We start from the raw sequence: 13,350 nt of genomic DNA on the forward strand, positions 1-13,350 counted from the left end.
TGTGGACCATTTTTCCACTCTTCTAATTTTTTAAGAGTAATAGTTTCATCTGTCGACTTTTCAGTAATCATTAAACCATCAGGCGATATAGTATTAATCCAATCTTTATTTTCATAAAGTCTAGGAAACCAGATTAAGGTATCTTTTTCATATGGATGAAGTGCTCCACCTCTCTGATAATTTTTATAGTTATAGCCAAAGCAATTACAAACATCTTTTGTAGTTTTTAACACTACATTGTCGGCTAGGCTAATGCTTCCTAAATCAATATAAGTTTGAGGGTTGTATTCTGTTTCTATATTCCATTCTTTGAACTTAACTACTTCTATCTTCTTATTCTTTGCAACCTTTATTTCTTCTATGATTTTATCAATTTGTTGATGAATACTCTCTAAGTTTTGGGGTTCACCCTCCTGATTTTTATAAACATTCACCCGAAAAATTTTATGGCCAGTAATGCTAATAATGTCTTCTTCTCTCATAGCATCACTTTCGGTCTGAGAAATACTATAAATTGGTTCATCCGTCAGATTAAGGGAATATTCTATTTTGCTATTTTTTAAAAAGTGATGTCCTTCATCAACTTCAATATGAATACCAAGTTGAGGAAAATATAAATCAGTTAAAGCAATTTTCTTATTTGATAATCTAACAAACTGTTGAGTGACAAATTTTAGAGTAAAGTCATTAAGTAAGTGAATAATTCGACTAACCACATATGCTTCATAACGTTTGTTTTTAGTACGTCCTAATTGTCGAATGACATAATCTGTTAAATCTGAACTAATCATGACTGAATTTTAATAATTTATAAGTGACGCTGTAATCTTACTCATCTAAAGTGTATTTGTCGCTTAATTATAAAAGCAATCACTATTTAAATCATAAAGATACCTTAAACTAAAACTGACTACTTATAAGAAAAGACCCAAACCTCACATTCAGGCCTTCCTTCTTTAAACCTACTCAGACAACGCTAATAACTTCTGAACATACTGAACCGCATTATTTTCGATGTCTTGCTGAGTCGGAACATCGTCATCTTCTGAAGGGTTTGTGTCTAAACCATAAAATGCATGAAGTGGTTGATAGTCTGCTCCAACATATAAAGCCGTTAGCTTAAATGGAGTCAAAATCTGCTCTAAAGAAAGGTTATATCCACCATACTCTGAATAAACTTTTTCTTTCACACCAGCAGATACAGCCAACATAAACTTTTTATTTTTGAGCTTGTCGCCTGTTGAGCCGTAAGCCCATCCATACGCCAAAACTTCATCTAACCATTGTTTCAAAAGCGGTGGACAGTTAAACCAATACACAGGAAATTGAAATACTAAATTTTCGTGTTCTTCTACCAATGCTTGCTCTTTGGCAACATCAATTACCCCATCTGGATAGGCTTGATAAATTTGGTGAACCGTAAATTGGTCTGGGTGTTTCTCTAGTTCCTCTACCCATCTTTTATTTACAACAGACTGGTCTATGTGAGGATGGGTAACAATGACTAATGTCTTTTTCATTATGAAAACACGCTTATTGGAAAGTTGATAAATCGATTATAGAAGTGTGCTTTCCTAAATATAAGTACGGTAATTTATGTTATATACTATACTAAAAGATAGTGTAGATTTTAAAAATGACTGAATGTGTTCCATCACATACGCCACTAGAAGAGACAGGTTTTGGCTATACCCTTTCTTTGATTAATGGCAAATATAAAATGATTATTATGTATTGGCTGTATGAAAAAAATGTCATGCGTTTTAATGAGATGCAACGGTGCATTGGCAATATTTCGTTTAGAACGCTCAGCAATACACTTAAAGAATTGGAAAGAGATGGGCTGATTCATCGCAAGGAATATCCTCAAATTCCGCCAAAAGTTGAGTACCGTCTTTCAGAAAGAGGACAGTCTTTAATTCCTTTGTTAGATATGATGTGCCAATGGGGCGAGCAGAATAAGCCGTCTTAGTTTTATAGACTTGAAGTGATACTAAATATGAGAAATGAATTAAGAGAAATTTTTATCAAGGGATGTGACGAGAAAATTGAAAAGAAAGGAGACAATGTCGGTCTGTCTTTTTATGCTTTTTTTAAAAATAAGAATGATAACCCTGAGTTACTGATGGAAGCAGCCCATTGGTGGATTATGGAGCATAAGCTAGATCACTTTGAGAAGGCGGTTAAGATTAAAGAGTTAATTTTGAGTGAAAGTTAACATCCTTTTATAAACCTTCTAGTAAATCATTTAGATTTTACTAGGAGGTTTATTTCTTTCATAAAATTCAAAACATAAGATAATTTTTTTATTGAAGCCTATTTTTTAGCTGTTATTCTAATTTCAAAACGCTATTCCTTATTTATAAAAACCCACAACCTATTGATTTTTATTATTTAATTAAGTTTCAACTTACAAAATTATTATTAATATAAAAATAATTGCAACATTCATATAAGATATTAAGACTTAGCCGGATTTACTTCTGATAAAGTAATACATACAAAAAAACAATATATATTATCAATAACTATATTTTAATAGTCGCTCATTTCTTTAGTAACGTAACATATATAAAATGATTAATTTTTTTAAAAGTAGGCCTTTCTTCTGTCTTTTTATTTTATTAATTTCTGGTATTGATCTAGCTCTATATTATAATTATGGCTATCCAACTAAATTATCTGCTTTCATTGGAGCTTTCCTTAATTTCACTATGATTTCTATTGCTGCTTTACTTAGCTTTGCATACGCAGAAAACAAAAGAGAAAAACCAGATAAAATAGAAAATTTTCTAGAAATTCCCAGTGGAGAATTAAAATATAACCATATAATGTCATTTTTGAGTGATCAAGTATTTGGAACTTTCTTAACTACATTAATGCTAGTCTATGGAAGAAAGATATTTGAAATTACTGAAAGTAGTGTTGCATCTGCTCTTTTTAGTTTTATAATATTTTTTGCTACTATAGTAATATTCACATTTTCTTTTGGAAAAATTTCAATTCAAATATTTCGAAGTCAAATGTCTGGTATTAAACAATTCGCAACAGTAGTTCTATTTTTAGCAATTGCTGGTTGGTTTTATACAGCAGGTATAGAACTGGCTCCCAAAATTTCACCAAGTGTACAGCAGAATTTTTTAAGTAAATAAAGTAAAGGCCCATAAATGGGCCTTTACTTATTTTCTATTTTGTCTTTTTATTGTTTAATATCTGAATCTATAAAAATTATTTTATTTTCATGTTTGTTAATTAATAAACTAGAAATATCAAACTCATCTTCTGACAATAATTTTTTCCCAATAAAAATTTCTGCAAATTTATCTCTTATTTCACTAATAGGTTGAGATTTTACTGCTGCCACAATAAATTGTACATTTTCAGGAATTTTATCAAAGGTTTTCAAAACGAGACCATAATTATAATCATTAATATCTTGCTGACGAGGAGAATCTATAATAAAAGGTGGTATAGATGACTCAGCATAGGTACACATGGCATGTAATAATGTTAAACGAACAGCCAACATATGCTTTATACCATTTGCTCCCCCACTCGTGTGGTTAAGAATTTCTGTAAAATTTTTCTTTTTTCCACTTGTGACTTCAAGTTCTATACATAATTTTTCAAAATAATCTACAAATTCATCTTCTAGATCTTTTTGATTTTCCTTTTCAATTAATAATCTTTCATTCTTAAATTCTGTAATTAGATTCTTTTTTTCCTCTATAAGTGTTTCATTTTGATAAATCCTAGATTGGATGGCAGGGATCATTTGTTTTTGCACGACTGAATGGTTTAAGTATTCTTGTACATCATTTTTATTCATAAGCTCATTTATATTTTCTTCTTCAGATCGGATAAGTTTTGATAATTTATTAAGCTCTTGTCTAGTTTTATTCTCTTCACCTATTAATCGCTCAATTCGATTTAATAAGAGATCTGAGTCTTTTAAAATTGAGAACCTATTAACAATATCATTCTCATGAACCACTCCACAAGTTGGACAAGTGACTTCAAAAGAATCGACATTACGAACACTATATTCATAATCTTGCTCTAACTCTCCTAATGCAATATTAATTAACTCTATTTCATTTGTTAGAGATGATAAATTTGAAGCTTTGTCTAAATATTCATTTCTTAATGTGAGTAGATTTTTTTCATAATTTTCTAGAGTAAGTGACTTTCTGAATACATTATTTAAATAGTTTTCAGTTTCAAAACCTTTTAAATAAGTAAAATTACAATTTTCTCTCTCAAGTGTTTTCTCTATTTCTTTTTTTTCTTGTGTAATTATATTTTCACTATACTTTTTTTCATAGTATTTTTTATCAAGTACACCACATATATATTTAATTAATTCAGTTCTATTATTTTTATCAAAAGCATTCATATTCTGGAAACACAACCAGAAATTAGCCCAGCCAGTCATTTGCTCAATATAAGTAGTCGCAAAATAATAACTTGGTGGTACTCGAGAGAGTTTTTTCGCCTTTGCATATTTTAATAAAACATTAAAGTTTAGAATTTCATTCAACCTTTCAATAAAATCGCTATCAACCTTTTTTGACTTAATTGGATACTTATAAGACTTATCCTCATCTTCAGAAACAATAGAAATGAATTCATTATTTCTATAAATTTCATAATTTTTATCTGCCACTGAAAATGAAATAAGAGTTTCTAGGTCATCACACCAAGTTTCTTCGAATTTCACTTCACAGCCTAGCCCCCAAAAAAGACTATTAATAAGAGTCGTTTTTCCTTTTGTATTATCTTTAGAATCAATTAGAGTTCTGAGATAAAGTTTTTGTACTTTCCCTCCGCGCTCTTTGAGAGATCTCATGACGATTCTCTGAAATTGGAAATAACTCTTTGTATTTTGCATGACGTAAATTCCTGATTAAAAGTTTAAAGTTTCTTTGAGAATTTTTATTTTTAAAACTGGTCATAAAGCACCTTAAAAACTTCATATATAGCTACAGCTTGTAGCTTATTATATTCTTTTAATAAAACATGTTCATTTATTTTTTTATCAAGTAAATCTATAGATTCCCAATATGTTTTTTCATCATCAATATCTAAAGGTAAACTTATTTCACTTAGGAATTGATCTAATTCATTTTCTAATACAGCGGAACTAATACATATTTTAAATAAAAAATATTCACGCACTTTCTTTAATATTCTGGAAATTTTAATTGATTTTTCGCCCTTTTCTGTGAGTTGTGACTCAATCAATTCTTTAAGCTCAATTTCTATATTTTGGTCTGTATTTTTTACAATATGCTCAGAAATGGTTTGACTAGCAAGACCTCTATATTTAACACAATCTTCCCAGAATTCGTAACGTTGTTTATGCTGAGATTTCGGTCGAAGGTCATCTGCAAGAACTCGGTATATATTAGCAGGACGCATACCAATGTCCCCATAAGTATTTTCAATAAAATCTTGAATTTTATGTTTTATTTGACGGTCTGATTGATCTAAATTTAATGCTGTTTTACGGAAGATAATCATATCTTCATATTTAGAATCTATTGTAAAATTTAACTCATTTGATATAGCATTTTTTAGAATTTTCTTATCATTTTCATGTAGTTCACTAAATTTATAGTCTTTATCAACATTTTGGATTTTATAACTAAAATTAATATCTTCTAAGCAAAGCAAACACAATTTATCTATTTGTTTTTCAAATGATTTATCTTTAATTCCTAAAATCATTTTTCCTAAAGTAGAATTAGGGCCTTTTAATGCTGTAAGGCTTGCTGGAGTATAAGATTTATAAGTCGTTTTAATTTGAAAAAGTTCAAATCTAGTAGATGGGCTAAATGCACAACTATTAGCAAATAAAACATCCTCATGAAATTCGATAAAAGCTACAAATTCTTTCTTTTGACTTAACTTATCTAAAGCATGATAAATTGCCCAATCAATTTGATATTCGAATCTTAATAAGGTATCTAAGCCTTTATTCTCGCGCTCTTCATCATCTAATATATTTAAATTTTTCATGTCATAGAAATTTATATAAAGATTAAATTCAATTATAGCTTAAAAAATATATTTTTTTTAGTAATCGGACTATAGTTCATTATAAGCAAATAAAAGTATATAACTTATCCTTTTATTTGCTTAATTTTAAATGAGCTTCTGAGCTTTAAGGAATGATTTAATAGGAGACATTCAATTAAACTATTTCCCCATCAAACTCGCTTTAAAAAATACTCAAGTAACGCATCTCTTTGCATTACTTGATCTGAGCCTAACAAATCTAAAATTGCACCATCAATCATAAATACAAAGATCTCTGCTTCCGCATAGGAAACCGATTTCTTAGTTTCCATCAACAGGCAGAAAATTTCATTTTTAAGCCAGCGCCTATAGCGTATCGCGGTTTGATAGGCATTTGGATAAATCGTTTTAATTTCAAAAATTGCTTTAAACAGTAAATAGTAGGCGCTATTTAAATCGGCATGTAAAAGGTAAATCTGCCTGAGTTTATGCGTTAAAGTTGAGTATTTAGAAGTTTCGATAACTCCCCTCACTTTTTCTTTTAACAGGTCTTTTTGGAAAGTCAGGCACAGCTCAATAAACTTTTCTTTAGATTGAAAGTAGTTGTAAAAGGTCGCCTTTGGAATTTGGGCTTCCTCAATAATTTGATCTATCCCAATGTAAAACCCATTTTGTTTAAAGCAAGGTGTTATCGTGTGGAGCACTCGCAGTGCTCTAAATGAAGGTTGTAAATTTTTCATGTATATCGCTTAAAATAATTTTTTGTTGTAAATAAATGAGATAGGAATGCCGTCACTCTTAAATTGAGTGCTAAAAACAGGCATGCAAAAGCCGCACAAAAATGGTGTGCTCGCCTATCTCGGGTTTTATTGTTGCTATGATTTTTTAGTCGTAATGACCTATGGCTTAAAACCTAGAGTCGGTTAAACCGTTTTAAAGACCAGTTGGGTATAGAGTCAAAGATTTTGGCGATGGTTGCCAATGAGAGAGATGAAATAGTACGCATATGACGGATTCCTGTACAAATAAGGATTCTGCCAATCTCTGCTAAAAGATGGTGGCAGAACGAAAGGGGGTTAGCAGACTGGGTACAGAACCAGCACACCCGAAGGTGTCCCCCTCTCGCCCTACCGCAACGTGAGGGAGACGAGTTGAATACAAGCAGACCTCTCCCTCAGAAGGAATAAATCTGATGTAATCTGTACCGCGGCCTGCTAAGACCGACTGGCAATGTAGGCCAGCAGGCAAAGGATAATCCGCGTGTTTAGGAGTGTCAATGTGATATTCGCTATTCATTTATAAAGATTATTTTTATTTTTCATTGGCATAGTGATTTAACAATACATGTTCTTAAAGTTTAGTTTGTCTGATCATTTCATTATTAATTTATCATTCATTTTCAAAACTGTTTAAATGAACCGATTGATCGCTCTACAAATAAAAGCTACAGTAAATAAAGTTTGAATTTTATAACTTTAAATAAATTGATAACGCATGCAGGCAAAGACATGGAAACCATACATGATTTTTATCGCCGCTTTTCTTTAACCAGAGATAGCGATTACTCGGTTCCATCGACTTCATTTGGGCATTTCAACGTGTTCCAGCGCGATGCCTGCTCGTTTCTGACGCCTTACAGCCGCCGCGATTATTATAAAATTTCACTGGTTTTAGGCACAGGCGACCTTCACTACGCCAACCGCTGGATTCGGGTAGACCGCCCTGCTTTACTGTTTTCAAACCCGATGGTTCCCTACGCTTGGGAAATTAACTCACCCGAACAGGCAGGTTGGTTTTGCCTATTTACCGAAGAGTTTGTAAACCAAGAGTCTCGACAAAGTTTTTTAAAAGACTCTCCATTGTTTAAAGTCGACGGCGACCCACTGTATTTTTTAAATGACCAACAGGTTGAAGAAATTTCATTTATTTTCAAAAAGATGATGACTGAAATAAATTCAGATTACATTCATAAATATAACGTTTTAAGAAACTATTTACACCTGATTGTGCATGAAGCCATGAAAATGCAACCGACCCAACAGTTTGAAAAACATAGCAATGCTGCGGTTCGAATTTGCCATTTATTCTTTGAATTATTAGAGCGCCAGTTCCCGATCGACTCACCCCATTTTCAACTTAAACTCAAAACAGCAAATGACTATGCCTATGGCTTGTCGGTGCATGTGAACCATTTAAACCGAGCTGTAAAAGAAGCCACAGGCAAAACCACATCCGAGCATATTAGCTCGCGTATTACGCAAGAAGCCAAAGCGCTATTGCAGCACACCAGTTGGAATATTTCCGAAATTGCCTATAGCTTAGGCTTTGAATATTCAGCGTATTTCACCAATTTCTTTAAGAAAAATACGGGATTTTCACCTAAAAAGTTCCGCGAAGACTGTGTGGCCTAAAAACAGATTGTTTGAATTTTATAATTATTGGTTTGAATGTTATACGTCAGTTTGAGCAAAAGCATTTTATAGTTTTTCTACTCAAGTGATTTTGCAAAAAAGAGTATGAAAAATGAAATATAGAACTTTAGGACAAACAGGCGAAAAAGTATCAGCACTTGGTTTAGGTTGCATGGGAATGAGCTTTGCCTATGGTGCCTCAGACGACACACAAAGCATTGCAACCCTAGAAAAAGCCTTAGACCTCGGCATTAACTTTTGGGACACTGCCGACATGTACGGCAACGGCGCAAACGAAGTTTTGTTGTCAAAAGTTTTAGAAAAACACCGCGACAAAGTATTCTTGGCGACCAAATTTGGCTTCCGCTACAAAGAAGATAACCTCAACCCACAAAACTCATTAGAGTCTTATATCGACGGCTCTCCAGAGTGGATTAAAGTTGCGGTCGAAAACAGTTTAAAACGCTTAAATACAGACGTGATTGATTTGTATTATGCACACCGCATTGACCCAAACATTCCAGTTGAAGACACCATTGGTGCAATGGCTGACTTGGTGAAACAAGGTAAAGTTCGTTATTTAGGACTCAGTGAAGCGTCGGCTGAAACCATTCGTAAAGCGCATGCGATTCACCCGATTGCAGCGGTTCAACATGAATATTCATTGCTTACTCGTGAACTGGAAGATACGCACTTTCAAACCATTCGCGAGTTGGGCATTAGCCTAGTGCCGTATTCACCGCTATCGCGTGGTTTAATCACCAATACGCTTGATGTGAGCAACCTAGACGAAAACGATTTCCGTCGTCAGTTGCCACGTTATCAAGGCGATAACTGGAAAAATAACCAAAGCCTAGCGCAAGCATTTAGCGAATTTGCCCAAAGCAAAAACGCGACAGCGGCTCAACTGGCTTTGGCTTGGATTTTGGCGCAAGGTGAAGACATTATTCCAATTCCGGGTACGCGTAAAATCGAGCGACTTGTGGAAAATGCTGGCGCTGTAGAACTTGATTTAACAGCGGCAGATTTGGCAGAAATCGACGCAATTATTGCAAGATACCCAAACATGGGCGCACGCTATAACGCCGAGCAACTTGCTGCGGTGAACCACTAAAATATAAGTCATTAAAAAAGTCCGACTCAATGTCGGACTTTTTAATTTAGTCTTTGCTATAACTACCTTGCTGGCGCCCACCTTCCCAAATCACATCTAAGGACTTGTCAGAAATCGTTAGGCTTTCAGGGAAAATACTTAAATCCTTTTTAAATTTAGCCTCAGGTTTTAAACCAATACAGTTGCCATTTTTCCACCATGTCCCTTCAGCATATTGGTCTAAAGCGCCATAAGCTAACATCCATTTAAACTTGCCGTCTGGCTGAAGTAAAAGTTCTGAACCGACTTCCATCACACCATTTAAATAATAGTGTCCGCCCCAAGCTTGATCGGCTTTTTGGAATTTCACCTCTTTACATGCGCTCGTTGGCTCTGCATAAATTTGAGAAGAAATCGCAATCGTAGAAAGTAATAGCAACCGTGCAAATATATTCATTATTTAATTCCCTATATTTTTAGTGTTATTTTCCAGACTCAACTTTTAAATAAGTTCCGTCTGCATACACGTTGTGTCCAAAGCCACAACCCGAGTTACCTTCATTTTGTTTGACCTGAATATAATTTCCTAATTTCGCATTGGTTTTAAAATCGAGCTGAATGCGGCAGTCTTGATCTTTATAGACGATTTGCTTTTTATTGCTCGGCATTGTGGTGCCAAACTCACCCATGTTCGGGCCATAGATTAAGCTTCGTAAGCCCATATATAAACCAGCATAGCTAATTGCATATTGGCCTTGCTTACGACTTACCGTAATGTGATCCCACTCACCAAAACCTGAATAACGCACATACTCACCAGACAGGTCATTTGACGCTTTAGGGGCTGGTAACTGCTGAAGGTTAAACAGGCTCGACTTTGATTTTTCATCGAGCATAAACCATGCTCTCGCCCAAAGTGGCTGACCCAATTTGGCGTAGGCTAAGCCCACATTATTGTTGGCAACTTCAATATCTCGGTCGGTAAATTTAACTGTGGTTTCATCTTCATTGGCTTTACAAAATGCAGTCCAAGAGGCTTGGTTTTGGAAATTTTCAAGTGCCTTTTTATATTGTTTTTGGTCGTAGTTTTTCTTACCTAAGCTCGCGTATTGCTTCACTTTATTACAGCCTTGTTGTAATTCTTGTTCAAAAGAAAATTCTGCATGGGTAACCGACAAAGCCGAAAGTGTAAGAACCGCGCAAACTGAAATAATAGATTTAATCATTTTTAAAATTCTTTAATAATTAACTAATTATATAATATGAGTTAGTTCCACAAATCACAATTCTCTGAAACAAAAGTCTATTAGAATAGGGGTTATGTAGGTACTTTCATTACACCATTTAAAAAGGCCTGAACGTTTAAGTCCAAGCCTTTTGATTTTTAGAGTTTAGCCAAATCTTAACTAAGAAGACTCACTTAGACTCAAACTAGAATGATGATTTTGATAAATTGCGCTTTGCAAAATTTTCATACTATTTTTAATCGCATCTTCCACCTGTATTTGACTCTCTCCCATAAAATGAATTTTTGCAGGAATATTTTCATAGCTAAAATTGTTATGGTCGCCACTTTCTTGAATTAACTGATAAGTAATCGTTTCATTCTCTAATTCTTTAATGCCATTAAATGAAAAGCCAGAACTATACGGATTCGGCATCATCAGAAAACCAGTGATTTTCGTATTCACTGGCTCTAGCGGAATATTCATTGCCGCCTTAATCCACATTTCATATAAATCGACAGACTCATTACGTAAGGTAATAAATGGAATTTCCCCTCCACCGACTCGCCCACCGACTTCTAAAAACACCAACTCGCCCTTAGATTCAATAAATTCGAGATGAATCGCCTGATCTTTTAATTTTAAGAATTTACATACGTCTAAAGTAAATTTTTCTACTTTTTTAATAAATTCAGAATTATCAATCGTGACTGAGCCTAATGGCGCACCATTTCTGAAGTCTAAACAGGTATTAATATATTTTGAGACTTTAAAGTAAGGCATTTTATTGTCTGAAATAATCGCATCGACGTGATAGATATCTCCCTCAATAAATTCCTCTACTTCATAGCCCACATAAGATGACAAATGCGGAATATCAGCCAACTCACTAATTTTAATTACGCCTTCAGAAGCCGCGCCTACCTGAGGTTTTAAAATAATCGCTGAGCCACTTTCTAGCAGAAACTTTTCAATGTCTTGGTATGAAGATACTTCCGAATATTTTGGATAACGCACAGTCGAGTGAGCTAAAGCATCCTTCATTTTTTTCTTGTTACGGCACAACAAATTGTCTTCAACCGTTGCACCCACAATATTCAATTCACTTCGAATGCGAGCCGCAGCATCGAGGTCATATTCTGAGATGGCAATAACGTAATCTATTGGCTTTTTTTCATAGATTTTTACGGCTTCTTTTAATACATCCTCTTCATTTAATTGTTCTAAACCTGCTATGTAGTAACAGTTTGAAGAGGTGATATAGCGCATCGTTTCTGTTAATGAAATATAAGAGACATGGACAGCATCGTGATCTATATATTTATTAAAGTCAGACAATTCATCGTCATATCTATTGATGATTAATACATGTTTCATATGACTTTCACCTGCTCATGTATATGTGTGACTAAACTACGGATCTTATCTTCACTTTCAGAACGGAGAATGATGTAGCCTAATCGTGAGGTCCAATCATGGTTACACGCCAGTTCATCGTCTGCTTCGTAGTAGAAGTGATGGTGTACACATTCAGGTGCTTCTAACAGTTGCTCTAGCCCACTAAAACCTTTAAAAAGGCGGTGATTGCCTTGAGGAATAAAGGCAATTGCAGAGACCATATTTTTCTCTATTGAAGGTGAATATGGCAGGTCGAGGTATTCGCTCAGTACAGCTTGTGCGAGGTCAAAATTAGTCGCCAGTTTAATTAACTCAACAATATTGTCACCCGGTAAACGTGCAGCTAACTCAATTGCAATCGCTTTTCCTTGAGGCGTTACTCTCAGTTCTAGGTGAAAAGGTCCGATGTTTAATTCTAAGGTTTGAATGACTTTTGCGGCATAATCAAAAACATGTTCAGAAAATTGGCTGTCATATTGATTACCCACAATATGCCCAATTTCGACAAAGTAAGGTTCTGGCCCTAATAGTTTTTCTGTCAGTGAAGCAAAGGTTATTTTTCCATCTGTATGAACAATTCCTTCGACACTGTATTCCTTCCCAACGATATATTCTTCAACAATTAAATCACCACTTGCATAGAAGCCAATATCATTCGGTTTAGATTTCCAGATCGCTTCAACTGTTCGTAAAAGCTCCTCAAAATCTGCAACTTTTTTAACAGACATACTGCCCGCCATATCAACCGGCTTCACTACAGCAGGAAACTTAAACCCTTGAGGTAAGCGGATCTCGTTACCTTGTGAAATCAAGGCATATTTAATATCGCTCAAGCCTGACTTTGTTAGCTTGTCACGAAATTTGAATTTATTTCGAACCGTTTGAGCTGTCGTATATTCAAGAGAGTTTTTGGCAAATGAATTGCCTAGTTGTGCGGCCATAGGTACAGCATATTCAACCCCCGGTAATATCGCTCTTACGGTCTTTAACTCATTAATTTTAGAGAGTTGGCTATGAAAATCACTGGTATCTATTTTTATTATCTCTTTTGCTTTTTGTCGCATTGTTCCATCAATGCTGCACTCTCCTTCGTCAGTAGAAAAAACATATAAATCTATACCTAATTCTTGAGCGGCATTTAAATAAGTGATGCCTGAAGAAATAGGTTCTATAACTACTACAGTCATTGTTACAGTCTCCG

General features: G+C 34.3%; 14 protein-coding genes. 5 read left to right on the top strand and 9 right to left on the bottom strand.

Annotation, left to right across the window (positions count from 1 at the left end; all coding sequences use genetic code 11):
• Both WA249_RS04400 and WA249_RS04405 read right to left on the bottom strand, forming a co-directional pair.
• On the bottom strand, positions 1–791 hold a 791-nt coding region (locus WA249_RS04400), incomplete at its 3' end, for an AbaSI family restriction endonuclease (RefSeq protein ID WP_336166634.1).
• Between the two features lie 171 nt (positions 792–962).
• The gene (locus WA249_RS04405) at positions 963–1,520 is read right to left on the bottom strand and encodes an NAD(P)H-dependent oxidoreductase (protein WP_336166635.1); all 558 of its coding nucleotides are present in this window, start codon (positions 1,518–1,520) and stop codon (positions 963–965) included.
• 116 nt (positions 1,521–1,636) lie between these two features.
• Here WA249_RS04405 and WA249_RS04410 point away from each other — a divergent pair, with 116 nt between their 5' ends.
• The 3 genes from WA249_RS04410 to WA249_RS04420 all read left to right on the top strand — a co-directional run bounded on the left by WA249_RS04410 (position 1,637) and on the right by WA249_RS04420 (position 3,152).
• On the top strand, positions 1,637–1,972 hold the full coding sequence (locus tag WA249_RS04410) for a winged helix-turn-helix transcriptional regulator (RefSeq protein ID WP_336166636.1): 336 nt from the start codon (positions 1,637–1,639) through the stop codon (positions 1,970–1,972).
• A 27-nt stretch (positions 1,973–1,999) separates the two neighbouring features.
• Positions 2,000–2,218, top strand: coding sequence for a DUF6500 family protein (locus WA249_RS04415; protein WP_336166637.1), 219 nt, complete (start codon positions 2,000–2,002; stop codon positions 2,216–2,218).
• 358 nt (positions 2,219–2,576) lie between these two features.
• The gene (locus tag WA249_RS04420; RefSeq protein ID WP_336011618.1) at positions 2,577–3,152 is read left to right on the top strand and encodes a hypothetical protein; all 576 of its coding nucleotides are present in this window, start codon (positions 2,577–2,579) and stop codon (positions 3,150–3,152) included.
• A 47-nt stretch (positions 3,153–3,199) separates the two neighbouring features.
• Here WA249_RS04420 and WA249_RS04425 read toward each other — a convergent pair whose 3' ends face one another.
• From WA249_RS04425 to WA249_RS04435, 3 genes are all read right to left on the bottom strand, one after another.
• Complete coding sequence (locus tag WA249_RS04425; protein ID WP_336166638.1) at positions 3,200–4,891, bottom strand: hypothetical protein; 1,692 nt, start codon at positions 4,889–4,891, stop codon at positions 3,200–3,202.
• A gap of 50 nt (positions 4,892–4,941) precedes the next feature.
• Positions 4,942–6,021 (bottom strand): dsDNA nuclease domain-containing protein, encoded by a 1,080-nt coding sequence (locus WA249_RS04430; RefSeq protein ID WP_336166639.1) that lies wholly within the window; start codon positions 6,019–6,021, stop codon positions 4,942–4,944.
• A gap of 191 nt (positions 6,022–6,212) precedes the next feature.
• A complete protein-coding gene (locus tag WA249_RS04435; protein WP_336166640.1) occupies positions 6,213–6,761 on the bottom strand; it encodes a TetR/AcrR family transcriptional regulator in 549 nt (182 codons plus the stop codon).
• Positions 6,762–7,529: 768 nt separating this feature from the next.
• Here WA249_RS04435 and WA249_RS04440 point away from each other — a divergent pair.
• Entirely contained in the window at positions 7,530–8,432 is a 903-nt protein-coding gene (locus tag WA249_RS04440) for a helix-turn-helix domain-containing protein (RefSeq protein ID WP_016143719.1), read from the top strand.
• A 112-nt stretch (positions 8,433–8,544) separates the two neighbouring features.
• Positions 8,545–9,546, top strand: a complete 1,002-nt coding sequence (locus WA249_RS04445) for an aldo/keto reductase (protein WP_336166641.1) — start codon at positions 8,545–8,547, stop codon at positions 9,544–9,546.
• Positions 9,547–9,592: 46 nt separating this feature from the next.
• Here WA249_RS04445 and WA249_RS04450 read toward each other — a convergent pair whose 3' ends face one another.
• The 4 genes from WA249_RS04450 to WA249_RS04465 all read right to left on the bottom strand — a co-directional run bounded on the left by WA249_RS04450 (position 9,593) and on the right by WA249_RS04465 (position 13,336).
• Complete coding sequence (locus WA249_RS04450) at positions 9,593–9,985, bottom strand: hypothetical protein (RefSeq protein WP_336166918.1); 393 nt, start codon at positions 9,983–9,985, stop codon at positions 9,593–9,595.
• A gap of 22 nt (positions 9,986–10,007) precedes the next feature.
• The gene (locus WA249_RS04455; protein WP_336166642.1) at positions 10,008–10,751 is read right to left on the bottom strand and encodes a hypothetical protein; all 744 of its coding nucleotides are present in this window, start codon (positions 10,749–10,751) and stop codon (positions 10,008–10,010) included.
• Between the two features lie 180 nt (positions 10,752–10,931).
• Entirely contained in the window at positions 10,932–12,128 is a 1,197-nt protein-coding gene (locus WA249_RS04460; RefSeq protein WP_336166643.1) for an ATP-grasp domain-containing protein, read from the bottom strand.
• Positions 12,125–13,336 (bottom strand): ATP-grasp domain-containing protein, encoded by a 1,212-nt coding sequence (locus tag WA249_RS04465; RefSeq protein WP_336166644.1) that lies wholly within the window; start codon positions 13,334–13,336, stop codon positions 12,125–12,127. The genes WA249_RS04460 and WA249_RS04465 overlap by 4 nt, the downstream gene beginning before the upstream one ends.
• Positions 13,337–13,350: the final 14 nt, after the last annotated feature.

Source organism: Acinetobacter sp. 161(2023), from assembly GCF_037027805.1.
Classification (GTDB): domain Bacteria; phylum Pseudomonadota; class Gammaproteobacteria; order Pseudomonadales; family Moraxellaceae; genus Acinetobacter.